This is a genomic window from Streptomyces decoyicus (assembly GCF_019880305.1).
GTDB lineage: Bacteria > Actinomycetota > Actinomycetes > Streptomycetales > Streptomycetaceae > Streptomyces > Streptomyces decoyicus.
Genome location: NZ_CP082301.1, coordinates 6427692 through 6447404, shown reverse-complemented (window position 1 = coordinate 6447404; position 19713 = coordinate 6427692). Strand labels below are relative to the sequence as shown.

Below are 19713 nucleotides of genomic sequence, written 5' to 3'. Positions count from 1 at the left end.
CGTAGCACTCGACGGCGTCACACCGGTTCGTGACGCCGGGTCATGCCCCTCGAACCTCCACCGGCCCGTGCACAGATTCAATACCGCATGGTTGGCTTCTTTATGATGCGGAAATAGACTGCGCGGCCACGGGCGGCGGGTCGCACTCAGGCACAACAACTCCAAGAGAGCATACGGAGGATGATCGGTGGTCAAGCAGGAACGCGCAGTGCGCACCCGACGTGCCGTCCTCGAAGCAGCGGCTCATGTCATCGGCACCCGCGGGTACCAGGCCGCCACGATGGCCGAGATCATCCAGCGCGCGGGGGTCACCAAGGGAGCCGTGTACTTCCACTTCACGTCCAAGGACGCACTGGCCCGCGCGGTCATAACGGAACAGACCGATCCGTTCCTACCGCAAGTCAGCGAGTCCCGGCTCCAGGACGCCATCGACTTCACCCACCAGGTGGCGCTGGCCCTGCGCAGCGATCCATTACTGCAGGCCGGCACCCGTATCGCGGTCGAGACGACCTTCAGCGAGGACCCGCTCGTGCCCTACCAGGCCTGGACCGACATCATCACCACGATGTTCACCGAGGCCCGGGACAACGGGGAACTCCTGCCGGGTGTGGCGCCTGACCGGGCGGCCGAGTTCTTCGTCGCCGCCTACATGGGGGTGCAGTTGTTCTCGCGGGCCGCGACCAACCGCGCCGATCTCCCGGAGCGCGTCACGGCCCTGTGGAAGCACACCCTTCCGGGCCTGGCCTCACCCGGCGCGCTGGGTCATCTGGACCCGCACGGCCGCTGCGTGAAGATCTCGGCCTGACACCTCCCCCCACCGCCCTGACGGAGCTACGGCACCCGCCGAACGCTGGAAAACAAACCACATGGTCCGTATCTTAATTGCCACGGGGCCGTCACCAAGGCTCAGCCCGTCAGGGCGCTGCGAGCCTGCACAGCAGAAAGGAACACCTATGGCCAGCGCCACGCTCACGCCGTACTTGCGCGATCAGTGTCACGATGCCGGAGGCCGGTTCGGCGACGGAAACCGACCGTCGGAGCTCACCACGACCGTTCCGCGCGAGTATGTCCACCGCACCGCCATATCAGAGGTGTTCCTCACCAATTGGCGGCGCGCGGACGACGGCTGGGTGGTCAGCGCCCAATGGCCGCGCGCCCACACCTTCTACGGTCCGGTCCACGGCCTGCACGACCCCGTGTTAGTCATCGAGACCATCCGGCAGGCCGGGATATTACTGAGCCATGTCGTGCACCATGTGCCGCTCGACCACCCGATCATCTGGCAGCGGGTCCGCTATGACCTCGCGCCGCGGGCGCTGCGCACCGCGGAGGAACCGGCCGAGGTCGAACTGCACATCACCGACCACGACATGGTCCACCGCGGCAAACGGCTGGCCAGCGCCCGGCAGGAGTTCCGGATCGTGTGCGACGGCGCCGACCTGGCCTCCGCGACGCTCGTCTACTCCTGCCACAGCCCGGCCGTCTACCGCCGGCTGCGCGGCGAATACAGCGATGTGGCGCTCGCCAACTCCCGGAAGCTGGCGGTGCCGCAGGCCGTCGCCCCGCAGCAGGTCGCCCGGGAACGCGACCGCGATGTGGTGCTCTCCCCCACCGACCGCCCCGACCGCTGGCAGCTGCGGGTGGACACCTCGCACCCGGTGCTCTTCGACCACCCCGTGGACCACGCGCCCGGCATGCTGATGATCGAGGCCGCCCGGCAGGCCGCGCAGGCGGCAACGCCCGGCTTCACCGTGCCCGCGTCGATCGACTGCTCCTTCGAACGGTACGCCGAACTCGACGCGCCTTCCTGGGTGCAGGCGCGGACCACCGGCCGCACCGACGGCCGCCGGCAGGTCGAGGTCACCGTGGAACAGCACGGCAAGCCGGTGATCTCGGCGCAGATCACCTGCGTACCGACGCCCTGACCGGCCCCCTCGCCGGACCGCCGGCTCCCTGACCGGCCGCGTCCCCCGGGCCGCCGGTTGCCTGAGGAGCCCTCTCACCGGTCCGTCCGGCTCCCTGCCGGCCCCTGGCGCCGTCCCGCTCCCCACCCTGCCGGGCCGGCCCTCGAACGGCCCCGCCCCGCTGCCCGTGCCTCCCCGTCACCGCAGCGTGAGGCGGGGCTTCGGCGCGTCGGTGCGTCCGGTCGGCGGGGTACGGCTGCCCGCCTGATAGGGCAGCGGCCAGGGGGCGCCCGGCCCGGCGTACCCCTGCTCCGCGGCGGCGTGCAGCGTCCAGTGCGGGTCGTACAGATGCGGTCTGGCCAGCGCGCACAGGTCCGTGCGCCCGGCCAGCACCAGGGAGTTGACGTCGTCCCAGGAGGAGATGGCGCCGACCGCGATGACCGGCACGCCGAGGGCGTTGCGGATACGGTCGGCGAACGGGGTCTGGTACGAGCGGCCGTAGTCGGGGCGTTCGTCGGTGACGACCTGTCCGGTGGAGACGTCGATGGCGTCGGCGCCGTGCGCGGCGAAGGCCCGTGCCATCGCCACCGCGTCGTCCGCGGTGGTGCCGCCGTCCGCCCAGTCGGTCGCGGAGATACGGACCGTCATCGGGCGCCCGGCCGGCCAGACGGCGCGGACCGCGTCGAAGACCTCCAGCGGGAAACGCAGCCGGCCGGTGAGGTCGCCGCCGTAGCCATCGGTGCGCTGGTTGGTGAGCGGCGAGAGGAATCCGGAGAGCAGATAGCCGTGGGCGCAGTGGAGTTCGAGAAGGTCGAAGCCGGCCCGCGCGGCGGACTCGGCGGAGCGGACGAACTGCTCGCGTACGGCGGCGAGCCCGGCTTCGTCCAGCGCGTGCGGGACCTGGTTGACGCCGGGGCGGTAGGGCAGCGCGGACGGCGCCACGACCGGCCAGTTGCCGTCCGGGAGCGGCTGGTCGATGCCCTCCCACATGAGCCGGGTCGAGCCCTTGCGGCCGGAGTGCCCGAGCTGGACGCCGATGGCGGTGCCGGGTGCGGAGGTGTGGACGAAGTCGGTGACCCGGCGCCAGGCCGTCTCGTGCTCCGGCGCATACAGCCCCGTACAGCCCGGTGTGATCCGGCCCTCGGGGCTGACGCACACCATCTCCGTCATCACCAGTCCGGCGCCGCCCAGCGCGCGGGCACCGAGGTGGACGAGGTGGAAGTCGCCGGGGGTGCCGTCGCCGTCGGCGGCGGAGTACATGTCCATCGGGGAGACCACGACGCGGTTGCGCAGCGTCAACCCGCCCAGCCGGAACGGCGTGAACATGGGAGGCGTGGCGGGCGGGGTGCCCGCCTCGGCCTCGACGGCGTCGACGAATCCGGGGTCGCGCAGCCGGAGATTGTCGTGGGTGACCCGGCGGCTGCGGGTGAGGAGGTTGAAGGCGAACTGGTGAGGCGGCTGGTCGAGATAGGTGGCCAGCTCCTCGAACCAGGCGAGGCTGGCGCGGGCGGCGCGCTGGGTGGAGGCCACGACCGGGCGGCGCTCCTCCTCGTACGCGGCCAGGGCACTGGCGGTGTCGGGCTGCTCCTGAAGGCAGGCCGCGAGCGCCAGGGCGTCCTCGACGGCGAGCTTGGTGCCGGAGCCGATGGAGAAGTGCGCGGTGTGCGCGGCATCGCCGAGCAGCACCGTATTGCCGTGCGACCAGCGGTCGTTGACGACCGTACGGAAGGCGATCCAGCTGGAGTTGTTGGAGCGCAGGGACCGGCCGCGCAGGGCGTCCGTGAAGACCTTGGCGCACCATTCCGCCGATTCGCGCTCGTCGCAGCGGTCGAGTCCGGCCGCGCGCCAGACCTCCTCGCGCATCTCGACGATGACCGTGCTGGCCCCGAGGCTCCCCTCCGCGCCGGAGGACGGCGCCTCGGGGTGAGGGTCGGGCGACGGGCCGGCGAACGGGTAGGCGTGGAGCTGGACGACGCCGTGCTCGGTCTCGGCGATCTCGAAGCGGAAGGCGTCGAGGGCGAAGTCGGCGGCGAGCCAGATGTAGCGGCAGCGATGGGTGGTCAGCCGTGGGCGGAAGGCGTCGGCATGGGCGGTCCGGGTCGCGCTGTGCACCCCGTCGGCCGCGATCACCAGGTCGTACGAGCGCGCCAGTTCGGCGGCGGGCGGGGCCTCGGTACGGAAGCGCAGTGCGATGCCGAGGTCGCGGCAGCGCTGGTGCAGTACGGCCAGCAGCCGGCGCCGCCCGAGCGCCGCGAAGCCGTGCCCGCCGGAGGTCAGGGTGCGGCCGCGGTGCACGATGTCGATGTCGTCCCAGCGGACGAACTCCGCCTGGAGGGCGCGGTAGACCTCCGGGTCGGCGTGCTCGATGCCGCCGAGGGTCTCGTCGGAGAGCACGACGCCGAAGCCGAAGGTGTCGTCGGGCGCGTTGCGCTCCCAGACGGTGATCTCTCGGGTGGGGTCGAGGCGTTTGAGCAGCACAGCGGCGTACAGGCCGCCCGGCCCCCCACCGATGACGGCGACCCTCATGGCTATTTCCCCTGCCACTTGGGCGTCCGCTTCTCCGTGAAGGCGGCATGGAATTCTTCGTAGTCGGCGCTGTTCATCAGCAGCGCCTGGGTGGCGGCATCCATCTCCACGGCGGCGGCCAGCGGCATGTCGAGCTCGGCGGTGAGCAGCGCCTTGGTCTGGGCGTGCGCCAGCGCGGGCCCCTCGGCGAGCCTCCGGGCGAGCGCCGCGGCCGCCTCGTCGGCCCGCCCCTCGTCGGCCAACTCGCTGATCAGACCGAGCCGTTCGGCCTCCGGCGCCCGGACCGCGTCGCCGAGCATCAGCAGCCGGGTGGCGTGACCGAGGCCGATGACGCGGGGCAGCAGATAGGCCGCGCCCATGTCGCCCCCGGAGAGGCCGACCTTGGTGAAGAGGAAGGCGAAACGGGCGGACGGGTCGGCGACGCGGAAGTCGGCGGCCAGCGCGAGCACCGCGCCCGCTCCGGCCGCGACACCGTGCACGGCCGCGATCACCGGGAACGGGCACTCCCGCACCGCCCGTACGACCTGGCCGGTCATCCGGTTGAAGTCCAGCAGCTGCGCGGTGTCCATCCCCAGGGTGGCGCCGATGATCTCCTCGACATCGCCGCCGGAGCAGAATCCGCGCCCCTCCCCCGCCAGCACCAGGGCACGCACGGAACGCTCCCTGGACAGCTCCGCGAGCAGGTCACGGAGGTCGGCGTAGGCCTCGAAGGTGAGCGCATTGAGCTTGTCGGGGCGCGCCAGGGTGACGGTGGCGATCCCGTCCTTCCTGGTCACGCGGATGTGTTTCCAGGCGTCTGTACTGCGGGCTGATCCTGCGAACGGGCTCATCGGGCTGCCTGCCCCCTTTGGCCGACCGGCCGGTGGATGCTCTTCCGGATGCCATGTGCCTTATGCCTTGTGCCCTGTCGAAGTTATCACTGGTTCATGACTGTCGTCACGAGGACGCGATAGCGGCGCGGCGTGGGAGGCGGCGGGAGGGAGTGGGAGAGGTGGGAGAGGTGGGAAGGGTCGGGCGGCCGGCGGTGGGATGTGCGGAGGCGGCGGGTGGGGAGGGACCGCGGGGCGTGAGGGGCGCGGCCGGACCAAGGTCCCGGCCGCCGTATGACTTAGGTCATGCGCTTCGCGGTCGCTCGCCCCTGCTCCGCCCACCCCCGCGCTTCCTACCGTGGACGTACCCGACCTGGCCTTTTGCGAACGGAACGCACAGCGCATGCTGGAACCGCCCGCGCCCTCGATCTGGCGCCTCTCGCTGCCGCGCGGCGCGACCGCGGCCCCCATCGCCCGTGCGATGGTCAGAACCGCCATGCAGGACCTCCGGGCCACGGCCGACCGCACCACCGCTCAGCTGCTGACCGCCGAGCTGGTCACCAATGCCCTCAGGCACACCCGCGACACCGGCCCCATCGAGCTGGTGGTGGAGCTGCGGCCGGGCGGCTGCCGGATCGAGGTGCACGACGGCGATCCGGTGCTCGTCCAGGGGCTCGGCGACCCGCTGCCCCCGGCGGACCTGGACGTTCCTGTGCTGGTGGGGGCACCGTCCGACCCGGCACCGGGCCGAGCGGCGGACGGTCACGGCACGGCGGCGGGTCACGGCACGGCGGACGGTCGGCGCACGACGGACGGGCACCCCGAGGCGGACGGCCACCCCGCCGGAGACGGCCACCTCCCGATGCAGCGGACGGAGGGCGAAGGGCGGACGGGGCACGGCGAGGGCACGGACGGCAGTGACCCTGCCGGGCAGAGCAGCGAGGGCAACGACGCGACCGACGACGCCGATGGCTACGCGGACACCGATGCCGACACCGATGCCGACGCAGCCGCAGCCGCAGCCGCAGCCACTGGCCCACCCACAGCCACCGAACCCGACCGCACCCCCGACACGTACCGCATCGACGGCACCACCCGGAGCTGCCCTGACCAGGGACGCGACGGCCGTGGCCTGCTGCTGGTCCGGTCCCTCAGCTCCGCTTCCGGATGCCGCCCCACACCGCGCGGCAAGGCCGTCTGGTTCACGCTCCCCGAACAGGAGCGCCCACGCCGGCACTGACGTCGGCGGCAGCCTCGCCGGCCTCGTCCGCGGGCTGTTGCGGGGCGGTCCCGAGCCGCGAGCGGCGGCGCCCGTAGCAGGCGTAGACCAGCGCGCCCACCACCAGGAACCCGGCGAACTGGAGCCAGGTCGCCGGGCCCGTCCCGTACATCAGATAGAGGCAGAAGCCGATACCGAGGACCGGGCTGGCCGGGAAGAGCGGGACGCGGAAGCGGCGCGGCAGCTCGGGGCGGGTGCGGCGGAGCACCATCACACTGAGGTTGACCGCGACCATGACCGCCAGCGTCCCGATGGTCGACAGATTCATCACCGCGTCGAGCGGGACGACCGCGGCCGGCACGGCGAAGACGGCCGTGACGATCCAGGTGTTGGCGACGGGGGTGGAGGTACGGGACGAGATCCGCTCGAAGATCCGCGGGATCAGACCGTCCCGCGACATCGACATCAGGATGCGGGTCTGGCCGTACATGACCGCGAGGACGACCGAGGCGATGGCGACGACGGCACCGAACGCGATCACTCCGCCGCCGAGCGTCGAGTGGGTGACGGAGTTGACGATCAGCGACAGCGCGGCGGGGCGGCCGGCGACCTGGTCGGAGGAGAGCGCGCCGATGGCGGACAGGGCGACCAGGCAGTACAGGACGGTGACCAGGCCGATGCAGACCATGATCGCGATGGGGATGTTGCGGCGCGGGTTCCTGACCTCCTCGCCGGCCGTGGTGATGGCGTCGAAGCCGATGTACGAGAAGAACGCGACCGAGGCGCCGGAGGTGATGCCGGCGATGCTCTCCGGGGCGAACGGCGAGAGGTTGCCCGCCCGGAAGGCGCTGAGGCCGATCGCACAGAACAGGACCAGGACCGCGAGCTTCAGGACGGCCATCGCGGCCGTCGCGCGGGCGCTCTCCCGGATGCCGCGGACGAGCAGCAGGGCGGCGAGCAGCATCACGACCACGGCCGGGATGTTGACGATGCCGCCGTCTCCGGGCGGGGCGGAGAGCGCGGCTGGCAGCTGCCAGCCGGTCAGGCTGCCGAGCAGTTCATTGAGGTACTGGCCCCAGCCGACGGCGACGGCCGAGACCGAGATGCCGTATTCGAGCAGCAGGCACCAGCCGACGAGGAAGGCGGTGCGCTCGCCGAGGGTGGCGTAGGCGTAGGAGTACGAGCTGCCCGACACCGGTATCGCGCCGCCCAGCTCCGCGAAGGAGAAGGCGGTGAAGACGCAGGTCACGGCCGCCAGCACGAAGGAGACGAGGACGGCGGGACCGGCCTCGGCGACGGTGTCGGACAGGCCGACGAAGATGCCGGTGCCGACGATGGCTCCGATGCCGAAGCAGACGAGCTGGAAGAGCCCCATGCTGCGCCGGAGGCCGTTGCCTTCGAGGTCCGCGCCCGATTCGGCGACGAGGACATCGGGGGACTTGATGCGCAGCCCGGACGGACCTGCAAGAGGTGCGGCGGGCCGCGCCTCCTTGGTGCGGTGGCGGGACACGGACAGGCGCATGAGGTGGTTCTCTCTCTGGTGGTGCGATGCGTGGGGCAAGGGGTGGGCCCGCACACGGAGCGGGGCCCGGACCGATGGGTCCGGGCCCCGCGAGCGATTCGATGGTAACCGCTTGACCTGCATGATCGACCAAATGTCCGTATGGCTATGCAGTGTGATGTTTCCTACGGTGTGCGCACAGGCCGGTGGGCCCTCAGGTCCGCCGGGGCCGTGGCCTGGCCGCCGCCCTCACCGGGCGAGCGTCGCGACCAGCACCGCCTTGATGGTGTGCATCCGGTTCTCCGCCTCGTCGAAGACGACGGAGTGCGCGGACTCGAAGACCTCGTCGGTGACCTCCAGGGACGACAGCCCGTGCCGGGCGTGGATCTCCCGGCCGACCGCCGTGCCGAGGTCGTGGTAAGCGGGCAGGCAGTGCAGGAACTTCACCTCCGGCTTCCCGGTGGCGCGCAGCACGTCCATCGTGACCGCGTACGGGGCGAGCAGCGCGATCCGCTCGTCCCACACCTCCTTGGGCTCGCCCATGGAGACCCACACGTCGGTCGTCACGAAGTCCGCGCCGCGCACCCCCTCGGCGACGTCCTCGGTGAGCATGATGCGAGCGCCACTGGTCCCGGCGAGTTCCCGCGCCCGGGCGACGACCGTCTCCTCGGGCCACAGCTGCTTCGGCGCGACGATCCGTACGTCCATGCCGAGCAGGGCGCCGGTGACGAGGTAGGAGTTGCCCATGTTGTTGCGGGCATCGCCGAGGTAGGCGAAGGCGGTCTCCGCCAGGGGGCGGCCCCGGCCGTGCTCGATCATGGTCAGCACGTCGGCGAGCATCTGGGTCGGATGCCAGTCGTCGGTCAGTCCGTTGAAGACGGGCACGCCGGCGTGGGCCGCGAGCTCCTCGACGTCGGACTGCCGGCTGCCGCGGAATTCGATGCCGTCGAACATCCGGCCCAGGACCCTGGCGGTGTCCTTGACCGACTCCTTGTGCCCGATCTGCGAGCCGGACGGGTCCAGGTAGGTGGTCGAGGCGCCCTGGTCCGCGGCCGCGACCTCGAAGGAGCAGCGGGTCCGGGTCGAGGTCTTCTCGAAGATCAGGGCGATGTTCCGGCCCTGGAGGCGAGGGACCTCGGTACCGGCGCGCTTGGCCGCTTTCAGCTCCGCCGCCAGGTCGATCAGTCGGCGGAATTCCTCGGCGCTGAAGTCCAGCTCCTTGAGGAAGTGGCGGCCCGTGAGGTCTATCGCCATGGGTGGGCTCCTGGTTCGCGGCAGTCGGGACGGACTCGGATCCTGGAAGTGTATACGCACTGACGCATCTCTATGCGAAGCGGCTCTGCACGGGCCGGCACCTCCTCCTGCACCACTACAGCGTCACGGATCGGCGTCACGCTCCACGAACGCATCCGGGTGCCCGCTCAGGCTGCCCCGGGCACCGCGTCCCTCGCCACCGGACAGCTCATACAGCGCGGCCCGCCGCGCCCGCGGCCCAGCTCGCTCCCCGGAATCGTGATCACCTCGATGCCGCGCTTGCGCAGAAAGGTGTTCGTGGTGACATTGCGCTCGTAGGCCACCACCACGCCCGGCTCCACCGCCAGCACATTGCAGCCGTCGTCCCACTGCTCGCGTTCGGCGGAGTGCACGTCCTGGGTCGCGGTCAGCACCCGGATGTCGGACAGACCCAGCGAGGCCGCTATGGCGCGGTGCATATGCTCCGGCGGATGATCGGTGACCTTGAGGTCCTGGTCGCCCGAGCCCGGCTCGATGGTGTACGAGCGGAGCATCCCCAGCCCCTCGTACTGGGTGAAGGTATCCCCGTCGATCATGGTCATGACGGTGTCGAGATGCATGAACGCCCGGCGCTTAGGCATGTCCAGCGCCACGATCGTGCGCGCGGACCCCGTCGCGAACAGCCCCCGCGCCAGCAGTTCCACGGCCTGCGGAGTGGTCCGCTCGCTCATGCCGATCAGTACCGCGCCACTGCCCATCACCAGGACGTCGCCGCCCTCGATGGTCGAGGGGAAGTCGGCCTGCCCCTCCGACCAGACATGGAAGTCCTGGTCGCGGAAGAGCGGATGGTGGCGGTAGATCGCCTCATAGTGCACGGTCTCGCGCTGCCGGGCCGGCCAGCGCATCGAGTTGATCGAGACCCCGTCGTAGATCCAGGCGGAGGTATCGCGGGTGAAAAGGTGGTTGGGCAGCGGGCCCAGCAGGAAGTCGTCGAGATCCATCACATGGAAGCGGACCGAGGTCGGCTCGGCATGACGTTCCAGGAACTCTCGCTTGGTCATGCCGCCGACCAGCGCCTCGACCAGCTCCGGCACCGGCAGCTCGTCGAAGGCCGCCCGCAGATGGTCGGTGGCCAGCGGCCCGTATTCCTTCTCGTCGAAGACCCGGTCCAGGACCAGCGTCCGCGCCTCGGGGATCTGGAGGCTCTCGGCCAGCAGATCCCCGAAGAGGTGCACCTCCACACCGCGGTCGCGGAGCACGTCCGCGAACCCGTCGTGCTCGGCCCGCGCCCGGCGCACCCACAGCACGTCATCGAAGAGCAAGGCGTCCTTGTTCGAGGGCGTGAGCCGCTTCAGCTCCAGATCGGGGCGGTGCAGGATGACCCGGCGCAGCCGCCCGGCCTCGGAGTCGACTTGGAATCCCATCCACCCATCTTGGCCGCTCGGACGGCTCGGCGGAGGGAGTCGGGGGATGTCGGGCCGGGGGCGGCGCTACCCCGCCCCCTCCCCCTCGCCGCCATCACCCCGTCTACAGCCGTGGGTCCACCGGCTCCGACTCCAGCGCGAGCACCGCGAAGACCGCCTCGTGCACCCGCCACAGCGGTTCGCCGTCCGCCAGCCGGTCGAGCGCCTCCAGGCCGAGCGCGTACTCACGCAGGGCCAGTGAGCGCTTGTGGCCGAGATGACGTACCCGCAGCCGCTTGAGGTTCTCCGGGCGGGTGTACTCGGGCCCGTAGATGATCCGCAGGTACTCACGGCCACGGCACTTGACGCCGGGCTGGACGAGTCGTCCGTCGCCCTGCCGTATCAGCGCCTGCACGGGCTTGACCACCATGCCCTCGCCCCCGTCCGCGGTCAGGTCCAGCCACCAGGCGATACCGGCCGCGACCGACGTCTCGTCCTCGGTGTCGACGATGATCCGCCGGGTCGTGGCGAGCAGCCCGGTCCGGTCCGTGCTGCCCTCGGCCCTCGCGCCGTCCCGGGCCGCCACCGTGGCCTCGGCCGCGATGAGACGGTCGATCAGGGACAGCTGGTCGGTGTGGGCCAGTCCGGCGAAGCTGCGGCCCTGCACCGCGAGGATCTGGAACGGCGCGAGCCGGACACCGTCCAGCTCACCGAGCCCGGCAAACCGGTCCGATCCGCCGGACACCGGTGAGGCGGTCGGCGCGTCCGGTGCCACCTCGGCGTCCGTCGCACCCGACGCGTCGGCGCCGTCCGCCGGATCCGTCCCGACGCGCCAGCAGTAGCGTCGGTACGCCTCCGTGAACGCGGCGGCGTCCGCGGCACGGTCCCGCTGCCGGGTGAGCAGCGGCGAGACCTCGACCCCTCGGGCGGCCGCCGCCTCCAGCGCGCCGAGCACGTCCGGGAACACCGCCCCGGACGCCGCGCCCACGGCCGCGTACTGCTTGCGCAGCAGACCGGTCGCCTTCAGCGACCACGGCATCAACTCGGCGTCCAGCAGCAGCCAGTCGGTCTCCAGCTCCGCCCACAGACCGGCCTCCTCGGCGCAGTCCCTGACCCGTCGCAGAATGCGCTCGGTCGTCTCCGGGTCGTCGAAGAACGGCCGGCCGGTACGGGTGTACACGGCGCCCGACTCCCCCTTCGGCACCCCGATGGGGATACCTCCCCTGCCCTGAGGGCGATCGGGCAGCTCCTCGGCCACCGTCTCGTCGCGGCACACCAGGACCACGGCACGAGACCCCATGTGCTTCTCCTCGCAGACCACTTCCCGCACACCGTCCGCCCGGTACCCGGCGAACGCCTCCGCGGGATGCTCCAGGTAGCCCTCCTCCGCCGAGGTCGCGCAGGGCGCCATCGTCGGCGGGAGGTACGGCAGCAGCCGCGGGTCGATCGCAAAGCGGCTCATCACCTCCAGCGCGGCCGCGGCGTTCTCCTCCTTGACCGCGAGCCGGCCCATGTACCGGGTCTCCACGATCCGCCGGCCCGCCACATCGTTCAGATCGAGCGGACGGCCGTCCGCCCCGCCGGGTGCCTCTGTCGCGAGTGGTTTCGTGGGCTCGTACCAGACCCGTTCCGCCGGTACGTCCACCAATTCGCGCTCCGGCCAGCGCAGCGCGGTCATCGCACCACCGAAGACACAGCCGGTGTCCAGGCAGAGGGTGTTGTTGAGCCAGCCGGCGCGCGGGGTGGGGGTGTGGCCGTAGACGACGGCGGCGCGGCCGCGGTAGTCCTCCGCCCATGGGTAGCGCACCGGCAGCCCGAACTCGTCGGTCTCGCCGGTCGTGTCGCCGTACAGCGCGAAGGACCGCACCCGGCCCGACGTCCGGCCGTGGTACTTCTCCGGCAGTCCCGCGTGGCACACCACGAGGCCGCCACCGTCCAGGACGTAGTGGCTGACCAGCCCGTCGATGAACTCCCCCACCTCGGCCCGGAAGCCGGCATCCTCCTTGTCCAGCTGCTCGATGGTCTCGGCGAGCCCATGGGTGTGCTGGACCTTGCGGCCCTTGAGGTAGCGGCCGAGCTTGTTCTCGTGGTTGCCCGGCACACACCGCGCATGCCCGGCTGCCACCATGCCCATCACCAGACGCAGCACTCCGGGGCTGTCCGGCCCGCGGTCGACGAGGTCGCCGACGAAGACTGCCGTACGGCCCTCGGGGTGTACGGCGTCCACGGCCCGGCCGAGTGCGTCGCGCACCGGCTCATAGCCCAGCCTGCCGAGCAGGGTCTCCAGCTCGGAACGGCAGCCGTGGATGTCGCCGATGATGTCGAACGGGCCGGTCAGATGGCGCAGATCGTTGAACCGCCGCTCCGTGACGACCTCGGCGGACTCCACCTCTTCCTGACCCCGCAGGATGTGCACCTTGCGGAAGCCCTCGCGCTCCAAGTGTCGCAGGGAACGGCGCAGTTCGCGCTGGTGGCGCTGGATGACCCGGCGTGGCAGCCCGGCCCGGTCGGCGCGCGCCGCATTGCGTGCGGCGCAGACCTGCTCGGGGACGTCCAGGACGATGGCCACGGGGAGCACGTCGTGCTCCCGGGCCAGCCGCACCAGCTGGGCGCGCGCCTCGGACTGCACGTTGGTGGCGTCCACGACCGTCAGCCGCCCCGCGGCCAGCCGCTTGCCCGCGACGAAGTGCAGCACCTCGAACGCGTCGCTGCTCGCGCTCTGATCGTTCTCGTCGTCGCTGACCAGCCCCCGGCAGAAGTCGGAGGAGAGCACCTCGGTCGGCCGGAAGTGCCGGGCGGCGAAGGTGGACTTGCCGGAACCGGTGGCTCCGATCAGCACCACGAGCGAGAGGTCGGGCACGGCGAGCGTGCGCCGCGCGGGCTCGGACCGGGGCTGCGGCTCGGGCTCGGGCCCGGGCTCGCGAGCCCGCTGGGTCCTGCTCCCCTGCCGGTCCTCGTGCGTGTGCTGGTTCTCGTCTCCGTACTCCGTACGGCCGTCGTCCGTCATGCCGCGACCTCCTTCCCGGTCGTCGAAGCACCGCTGCCTTCGCTGCCGGCGCTGTCTTCGCTGCCGGCGCTGTCTTCGCTGCCGGCGCTGTCTTCGCTGCTGTTGTGGGTACGGCTCCCGCCGTTTTCACGACTGCCGCTGTCTTCACGGCTACCGCTGCCTTCACCGCCACCGCTGCCTTCACGGCTACGGCCGCTCTCACGGCTGCCGCCGCCCGCACCGGCCATACGGAAGTGTGCGAGCTGGGTGGGCGGGCCGACCTCGGGGTCGTCCGGACCCACCGGGCCGAAGCTCACTTCGTAGCCGTGCCGCGCGGCGACCTCCCGCGCCCACTGCCGGAACTCCTCCCGTGTCCACTCGAAGCGGTGGTCCGCATGCCGTACCCGGCCGGCCGGCAACGACTCCCAGCGCACGTTGTACTCGACGTTCGGCGTCGTCACCACGACCGTCCGCGGCCTGGCCGACCCGAACACCGCATACTCCAGCGCCGGCAGCCTCGCCGGATCCACATGCTCGACGACCTCGCTGAGCACCGCCGCGTCATACCCCTTCAGCCTGCCGTCGGTGTACGCCAGCGACCCCTGTACGAGCCGTACGCGTTCCGACTGCCGCTCGGGCATCCGCTCCAGCCGCAGCCGGCGCCGCGCCTCGTGCAGCGCCCGCATCGACACGTCCATCCCGACGATCTCGGTGAACTGCCCTTCCTTGAGCAGCGCACCGACCAACTGCCCCTGTCCGCAGCCCAGGTCGAGCACCCGCGCCGCCTTGGCCGAGCGCAGCACCGCGAGGATCGCCTCGCGTCGCCGGACGGCGAGCGGCACCGGCTTCTCCTCGGTGTCCGCCTCCTCGTCCACCGCGTTGTCGATCTCCTCGGCGGCCACGTCATCCGACTCGGCCAGCCGCTCCAGTTCCAGCCGCTCCATGGCCTGGCGCGTGAGCGACCAGCGCCGGGCAAGGTAGCGACCGACGATCACCCGCTGCTCCGGGTGGCTCTCCAGCCACCCCTCGCCGGCCCGCAGCAGCTTGTCGACCTCATCCGGGGCGACCCAGTAGTGCTTGGCGTCGTCGAGCACCGGCAGCAGCACATACAGATGCCGCAGCGCCTCGGCGAGCCTGCACTCCCCTTCCAGTACGAGCCGGACGTAGCGCGAGTCGCCCCACTCCGGGAACGTCTCGTCCAGGGGCAGCGGCTCGGCCTGCACCCGCCAGCCCAGCGGCTCGAACAGCTTGCGTACCAGCGCCGAGCCGCCCCGGGCCGGCAGCACCGGCACCTCGATGCGCAACGGCAGCGGCTGCGCCACCAGCTCGGGCCGTGCTGTGCACTGTCCCTTCATCGCGCTCGCGAAGACGCTTCGCAGCGCCACCGCCAGCAGCGAGGACGCCGCGTACGGCCGGTCGTTCACGTACTGGCCCAGCGCGGAATCCGGAGCGCCGCCACGGCCCTTCCCACGGCTCCGGCGCACCAGGGCGATGGGATCGACCTCCAACAGCAGGGCCGCCGTGCACCGTTGAGCGTCGGCCTCGGGGTACAGAACGTGTGCGGTTCCGTGCGACGTCGAGAACTGTTGCGCCTTGTCAGGGTGCTTGTGCAGCAGGAATCCGAGGTCGGTCGCGGGACGGTCGGCGCTGCCGGTGGTGGTTATCGTCAGGAACACGCGTCCGAGTATTGCGGTAGTACGCCTCGATCCACACCGCTTTTCCGGCAGCGCCGCCGGACGTCAGCCCGGACATCAGCTCGGACGTCAGCTCGGACGTCAGCCCAGCTGCGACTGCACCTGCGCCGAGATCAGCTCGAGGTGGTCCAGATCATCCAGGTCCAGCATCTGGAGGTAGACGCGGGACGCACCGATGGCGGCGTAGCGCCCGATCTTGTCGACGACCTCGGCGGGTGAGCCCGCCAGGCCGTTGGCCTTGAGTTCGTCCACGTTGCGCCCGATGGCCGCGGCCCGTCGCGCGACCTCGGCATCGTCCCTGCCGACACAGGCCACGAGGGCGTTGGAGTACACCAGCTCATCGCCCTTCCGCCCGGCGGCTTCAGCGGCCGCCCGCACCCGTCCGAACTGGCGCTCACTGTCTTCGAGCGAGGCGAAGGGGATGTTGAACTCATCGGCGTACTGTGCCGCCAGCCGCGGCGTGCGCGTCGCGCCGTGTCCGCCGATCAGCACCGGCACCTTGCCCTGGACGGGCTTGGGCAGCGCGGGCGAACGCTCCAGCTGGTAGTAGGTCCCGTCGTAGGTGAACTCCCTTCCTGCCTCGGTGGCCCACAGGCCGGTGACGATCGCCAGCTGCTCTTCCAGCCGCGCGAACTTCTCCTTGGGGAACGGAATGCCGTATGCCTTGTGCTCCTCCTCGAACCAGCCCGCACCGAGACCGAGTTCGACCCGGCCGCCGGACATCTGGTCGACCTGCGCCACCTGGATGGCCAGCACACCCGGCAGCCGGAAGGTGCCTGCCGTCATGAGCGTCCCGAGCCGGATGCGCTCGGTCTCACGGGCCAGGCCCGCGAGGGTGATCCAGGCATCCGTCGGACCGGGCAGTCCGTCGACATTGCCCATACGGAGATAGTGGTCCGAGCGGAAGAAAGCATCGAATCCAAGGTCCTCGGTAGCTTTGGCGACCTTCAGAAGGGTGTCGTAGGAAGCCCCTTGCTGGGGCTCGGTGAAGATGCGTAGCTCCATACCTCCATCCTGCACGCCGAACGGCGAACCAATCGTCAGAGGCACATCGATGCACTGGGTCGGGTCAGATCGGGACGGGTCAGATCGGGTCGGTCGTCCCTGCCCGCGTGGACGGCGCACGCAGTGACGACGGGAGGCGCGGCGGGGAACAGTGAGCGGCTGGGCCGGTGCGGGCGACACGGACGCCGAACGCCGAGGCCGATCGCCTACGCCGGACGCCGGAGGCCGGACGCCGGACCGGAGGCCGGACGCCGGACCGGACGCCGGACCGGACGCCGGACGCCGCGACATGGGCGAGGTAAGCAGGGGGCGGCAGTGACCTGGGTGGCAGTGGCCTGGACAGTGGGCGTGGCCTGGGCAGGGGGCGTGGCAGTGGCCTGGGCAGTGAGGGTGGGGTGGCAGTGGCGTAGCGATGGCGTGGCCGGTGCCAGACGAGGCGGGCCAACCGCAGCGGGGAAGCAGCATGGCGGCGAGCGCGCGTGGGGGCGTGGCGTGGCCCGACGCGGGGGCGTGAGGGCGGGTGTGGGTGTCGGGCGTGAACTCCCCGGTGCCCGCGGTCGGTGAGGCACCGCCAGGCGCATACATGCCGCGCGGAGGCGGTCGAGTCGGCGTTCTCTTTACTTCAGGCGGGGTTCCGGTCGCGCACCTCCAGCCTCTCCAGTATTCCGGCCACGCGATCTCTCGATTCGTCGACCGTGTCCATCGCCTCGACGCACGTCCAGTACATCCCCTCCTCGTCGGCGAGCAGCACCACGCCCACCAGCGCTTCGCACACTTCTCGCAGCAACCGGCACAGGCCGGTTAACGCCTCTTTGACATCGCGTACTTCAGACAGCTGAGCCGCCCGCAGTCCACCGGTGACCGATGCCGGGCACAGCAGTCCCCCGCTGAACCGCCCGCCCGCGTCGCCCAGCCCTCGCGCTCTGGACCGCACTTCGTACGGCCCGAATATCGCGAGATGGCTGCCGACCGCCTCCGCCAAGGCCTGCGCCTGCCATGCCTCGACGATCACTCCCTGCACTGTGTGCGCCTCCGCCAGACCGCGCCGACTGGCTGCAATGATCCGCACCGCGTCCATCCGCTCCCTCCTTCCCTCATCATTCGCATGCACCCTGCACTCTTTCCACTACCCAGAGTGAGAGCGAACACCCAAAAAAGCCAGGGGAATTCGCAAATCTGTGGACAAGCAAGGCGATGTGGAAAGATCCATGACTCCATAGAGTGACAAAGCGCGCCCGCACCCCCGCTCCACCCCCTCGGGCCACAACACCCCCACCCGCCACACCCCCTGCACAAGTCACGTGAAACGCCCGAAGGGGGCACCAAAGGAAACGCCGACGGCCGATAGACACGGCAAGAAGCACGGCACGGGAATCCCCGACGAGGACGCCGGAAGCGGGCAACGAAGCAGTACAGCGAAGCCGGAAACCGGAAGGCGTCGGTCTCCGCCCCGCCAGAGCGCCGGGGCGGAGACCGACGCCCCCGCCCCACCGGCCCCCGCCGACCCCGCCCGCCCCTACATCCCTCGCCCCTACTCCTCGCCCTCCCGCGGCCGGTCGGGCCGCGCCGAGCGGACCGCCGGGAAGCGCGACTCATTGCGCTCGATCTTCGCGGCGAGCGCCGCCAGCGCGTCGATCCCCAGCGCCTCACAGAACTGCAGCAGATACGCCAGTACGTCCGCGACCTCGTCCTCGACCCGGCCGCCCTTCCGCGGGTCGGACATCACCTTCGCCGACTCCTCCGGCGTCAACCACTGGAAGATCTCGACGAGTTCAGCGGCCTCGACGCTGAGCGCCGCGGCCAGGTTCTTGGGCGTGTGGTACTGCTGCCAGTCCCGCGCGGCCGCGAACTCGGCCAGGCGTCGCTGTAGCGCATGAAGATCCTCGCTCATGCCTCTAGGTGTAGCACCTGTACGCCGGGCAGCCCCTCGGCGACCGCGGGGTCACGCACCGTCCCCAGCAGCCGCACATGCCCGCGCTCGGCCATCCGTACGGCCAGCGACACCAGCTCGCGTGCCTGCCTGCGGTCCATACAGCGATCCATCCCGTCCGCCATCACCGTCATCTGCTGATGGGCCGACGGGACCTCCCCGACCGGGTCCATGGCCAGCACGCCCGGCCCGGTGAGCAGCACCAGCGCCAGCGCGACGAATCTCAGCTCACCATCGCCGAGCTGCTCGACGGGCAGCTCCCCCAGTTCACCGCGGTCAAGGACGGCGCGCACGCCCGCCGCACCCGCTGCCGCCGCCCCGGCCTGCGGACCTGCCGGACCACCGCGTCCCACCACCCCAGGACCGGCAACAACCACTTCTCCCGCCTCGCCGGGCTGCCGCGGCACCGCACGCAGCCCCTCGACGGGGCCGGCACATGCCTCCCGTACGGACGCGACCAGCACCGCATGCCGCCGGGCACACTCCCGGCTCGTGCGGTGCAGCACCGCGGGCAGATTGTCGCAGGCCGACCGCAACCGCTCCTCGTCGCGCTGCTCCCCCGCCTCGCGACCCCAGCCGCCCGCCCCGCCGGCGCCTCCGCTCCCCTTGCGCCCCGCACCCCAGGCACCGGCAGCTCCTCCTGCCACCCCCGCCCCGCCGGGCCCTCCCGCTTTCCCCGGGCCGCTCACCGGTTTCCCGCGCCCGGCCCCCGAGCCTCCTCCTCGGGCGTTCCCCCGCGCCCCGGCAGCACGCCCCGCACCACCCCCACCGTCCGAACCAGTTCCGCCACCCTCACCGGCCGCGGCACCCATGCCGCCCGTCCTCGATCCGCGCATGACCTCCGGCCTCGGGTCGCACACGAACGCCGACCGCAGCGCGACCACGACCTGTTCCGCCGCGGCCAGCACCAGCCGCTGTCCCGCTGTCTTGCCCGCGACGCGCAACGGCAGCAGCGAAGTGCCGAGCCGGTCGTCGGGCAGCGGTGCGCGGGTTACCGGAGTCGCGCCCGCGGTATGCCAGGCAGCCTGGACCGCGGGGCGCGTGGGGTCGGTGAGCGCGGTGGTCAGCAGGGTCTCGCCGCCGCCGGTCAACCGCTCACCGACGATGCGCAGTTCCGGCTCGGCCTGTACGGCGAGATCGAGGTTGACGGGGCCGGCCGGGCCGTCGACCGTGCACCCGATACGGAAACCGCGGCGCCCCTGTTCGTCGGGACGCGCCCCGGCCGGCACACATGCCGTCGGGCTGCCCGCCACCTCACCCACTGCCCGTGCGAGCGACTCCCCGCTGCCGAGCCTGGCGAGAATCTCGTACGCCTGAAGCGCACTGGTCTTGCCGCTTCCGCTCCCGCCGCTCAGCAGGGTGAGCGGGGTGAGCGGCAGGGTGACGCCGCGATGGGACTTGAAGGCGGACAGCCGTAACTCCGTGACCGCCGGTCGCACACTGTCGGAATTCATGCAGGGACGCTATGCAGCACCCCACCCGGAGAACCGTTACGCCTAACAG

The 19713-nt window shown here is 71.2% G+C and carries 13 protein-coding genes and 1 pseudogene; 3 read left to right on the top strand and 11 right to left on the bottom strand.

Features of this window, described 5'->3' with window-relative positions; genetic code table 11:
• Nucleotides 1–208 precede the first annotated feature (208 nt).
• Together K7C20_RS28255 and K7C20_RS28250 are read left to right on the top strand one after the other, a co-directional pair.
• Nucleotides 209–805, top strand: a complete 597-nt coding sequence (locus K7C20_RS28255) for a ScbR family autoregulator-binding transcription factor (protein WP_245171792.1) — start codon at nt 209–211, stop codon at nt 803–805.
• 148 nt (nt 806–953) lie between these two features.
• On the top strand, nt 954–1925 hold the full coding sequence (locus K7C20_RS28250) for a ScbA/BarX family gamma-butyrolactone biosynthesis protein (RefSeq protein WP_030076820.1): 972 nt from the start codon (nt 954–956) through the stop codon (nt 1923–1925).
• 177 nt (nt 1926–2102) lie between these two features.
• Here K7C20_RS28250 and K7C20_RS28245 read toward each other — a convergent pair whose 3' ends face one another.
• Together K7C20_RS28245 and K7C20_RS28240 are read right to left on the bottom strand one after the other, a co-directional pair.
• Complete coding sequence (locus K7C20_RS28245) at nt 2103–4430, bottom strand: bifunctional salicylyl-CoA 5-hydroxylase/oxidoreductase (protein ID WP_030076822.1); 2328 nt, start codon at nt 4428–4430, stop codon at nt 2103–2105.
• Nucleotides 4431–4432: 2 nt separating this feature from the next.
• Nucleotides 4433–5260: an enoyl-CoA hydratase family protein gene (locus tag K7C20_RS28240; protein WP_030076824.1), complete on the bottom strand. Its 828-nt coding sequence runs from the start codon at nt 5258–5260 to the stop codon at nt 4433–4435.
• Between the two features lie 1102 nt (nt 5261–6362).
• On the opposite strand from K7C20_RS28240, the pseudogene K7C20_RS28235 reads away from it, so the two are divergent.
• Nucleotides 6363–6479, top strand: a pseudogene (locus K7C20_RS28235) (ATP-binding protein); the annotation flags it as partial.
• Here K7C20_RS28235 and K7C20_RS28230 read toward each other — a convergent pair.
• From K7C20_RS28230 to K7C20_RS28190, 9 genes are all read right to left on the bottom strand, one after another.
• Entirely contained in the window at nt 6442–7980 is a 1539-nt protein-coding gene (locus K7C20_RS28230; protein ID WP_245171794.1) for an amino acid permease, read from the bottom strand. The pseudogene K7C20_RS28235 and the gene K7C20_RS28230 overlap by 38 nt on opposite strands.
• 228 nt (nt 7981–8208) lie before the next feature.
• Nucleotides 8209–9213 carry an ornithine carbamoyltransferase gene (gene argF / locus K7C20_RS28225; protein WP_030076830.1) on the bottom strand — a complete coding sequence of 335 codons (1005 nt, stop codon included), beginning with the start codon at nt 9211–9213 and terminating at the stop codon, nt 8209–8211.
• 167 nt (nt 9214–9380) lie between these two features.
• Nucleotides 9381–10616, bottom strand: a complete 1236-nt coding sequence (locus tag K7C20_RS28220) for an arginine deiminase (RefSeq protein WP_030076831.1) — start codon at nt 10614–10616, stop codon at nt 9381–9383.
• Between the two features lie 103 nt (nt 10617–10719).
• On the bottom strand, nt 10720–13602 hold the full coding sequence (locus K7C20_RS28215; protein WP_245171796.1) for a polynucleotide kinase-phosphatase: 2883 nt from the start codon (nt 13600–13602) through the stop codon (nt 10720–10722).
• Complete coding sequence (locus K7C20_RS28210) at nt 13599–15257, bottom strand: 3' terminal RNA ribose 2'-O-methyltransferase Hen1 (RefSeq protein ID WP_053210280.1); 1659 nt, start codon at nt 15255–15257, stop codon at nt 13599–13601. Before K7C20_RS28210 ends, K7C20_RS28215 begins: the two co-directional genes overlap by 4 nt.
• Nucleotides 15258–15356: 99 nt before the next feature.
• Nucleotides 15357–16280 (bottom strand): LLM class F420-dependent oxidoreductase, encoded by a 924-nt coding sequence (locus tag K7C20_RS28205; RefSeq protein WP_030076836.1) that lies wholly within the window; start codon nt 16278–16280, stop codon nt 15357–15359.
• Nucleotides 16281–16902: 622 nt separating this feature from the next.
• Nucleotides 16903–17358 carry a DUF6099 family protein gene (locus K7C20_RS28200; RefSeq protein ID WP_030076837.1) on the bottom strand — a complete coding sequence of 152 codons (456 nt, stop codon included), beginning with the start codon at nt 17356–17358 and terminating at the stop codon, nt 16903–16905.
• 453 nt (nt 17359–17811) lie between these two features.
• Nucleotides 17812–18171 carry a nucleotide pyrophosphohydrolase gene (locus tag K7C20_RS28195; RefSeq protein ID WP_030076838.1) on the bottom strand — a complete coding sequence of 120 codons (360 nt, stop codon included), beginning with the start codon at nt 18169–18171 and terminating at the stop codon, nt 17812–17814.
• Nucleotides 18168–19664: a hypothetical protein gene (locus K7C20_RS28190; protein ID WP_030076839.1), complete on the bottom strand. Its 1497-nt coding sequence runs from the start codon at nt 19662–19664 to the stop codon at nt 18168–18170. Before K7C20_RS28190 ends, K7C20_RS28195 begins: the two co-directional genes overlap by 4 nt.
• Between the last annotated feature and the right edge of the window lie 49 nt (nt 19665–19713).

Excerpts from the sequence above, each read along its gene's own strand:
- K7C20_RS28250 (WP_030076820.1), top strand. The coding sequence starts at position 954 with ATGGCCAGCGCCACGCTCACGCCGTACTTGCGCGATCAGTGTCACGAT.
- K7C20_RS28220 (WP_030076831.1), bottom strand. The coding sequence starts at position 10,616 with ATGGGATTCCAAGTCGACTCCGAGGCCGGGCGGCTGCGCCGGGTCATC.
- K7C20_RS28245 (WP_030076822.1), bottom strand. The coding sequence starts at position 4,430 with ATGAGGGTCGCCGTCATCGGTGGGGGGCCGGGCGGCCTGTACGCCGCT.
- argF (WP_030076830.1), bottom strand. The coding sequence starts at position 9,213 with ATGGCGATAGACCTCACGGGCCGCCACTTCCTCAAGGAGCTGGACTTC.
- K7C20_RS28215 (WP_245171796.1), bottom strand. The coding sequence starts at position 13,602 with ATGACGGACGACGGCCGTACGGAGTACGGAGACGAGAACCAGCACACG.
- K7C20_RS28200 (WP_030076837.1), bottom strand. The coding sequence starts at position 17,358 with ATGGACGCGGTGCGGATCATTGCAGCCAGTCGGCGCGGTCTGGCGGAG.
- K7C20_RS28205 (WP_030076836.1), bottom strand. The coding sequence starts at position 16,280 with ATGGAGCTACGCATCTTCACCGAGCCCCAGCAAGGGGCTTCCTACGAC.
- K7C20_RS28195 (WP_030076838.1), bottom strand. The coding sequence starts at position 18,171 with ATGAGCGAGGATCTTCATGCGCTACAGCGACGCCTGGCCGAGTTCGCG.
- K7C20_RS28190 (WP_030076839.1), bottom strand. The coding sequence starts at position 19,664 with ATGAATTCCGACAGTGTGCGACCGGCGGTCACGGAGTTACGGCTGTCC.
- K7C20_RS28230 (WP_245171794.1), bottom strand. The coding sequence starts at position 7,980 with ATGCGCCTGTCCGTGTCCCGCCACCGCACCAAGGAGGCGCGGCCCGCC.
- K7C20_RS28240 (WP_030076824.1), bottom strand. The coding sequence starts at position 5,260 with ATGAGCCCGTTCGCAGGATCAGCCCGCAGTACAGACGCCTGGAAACAC.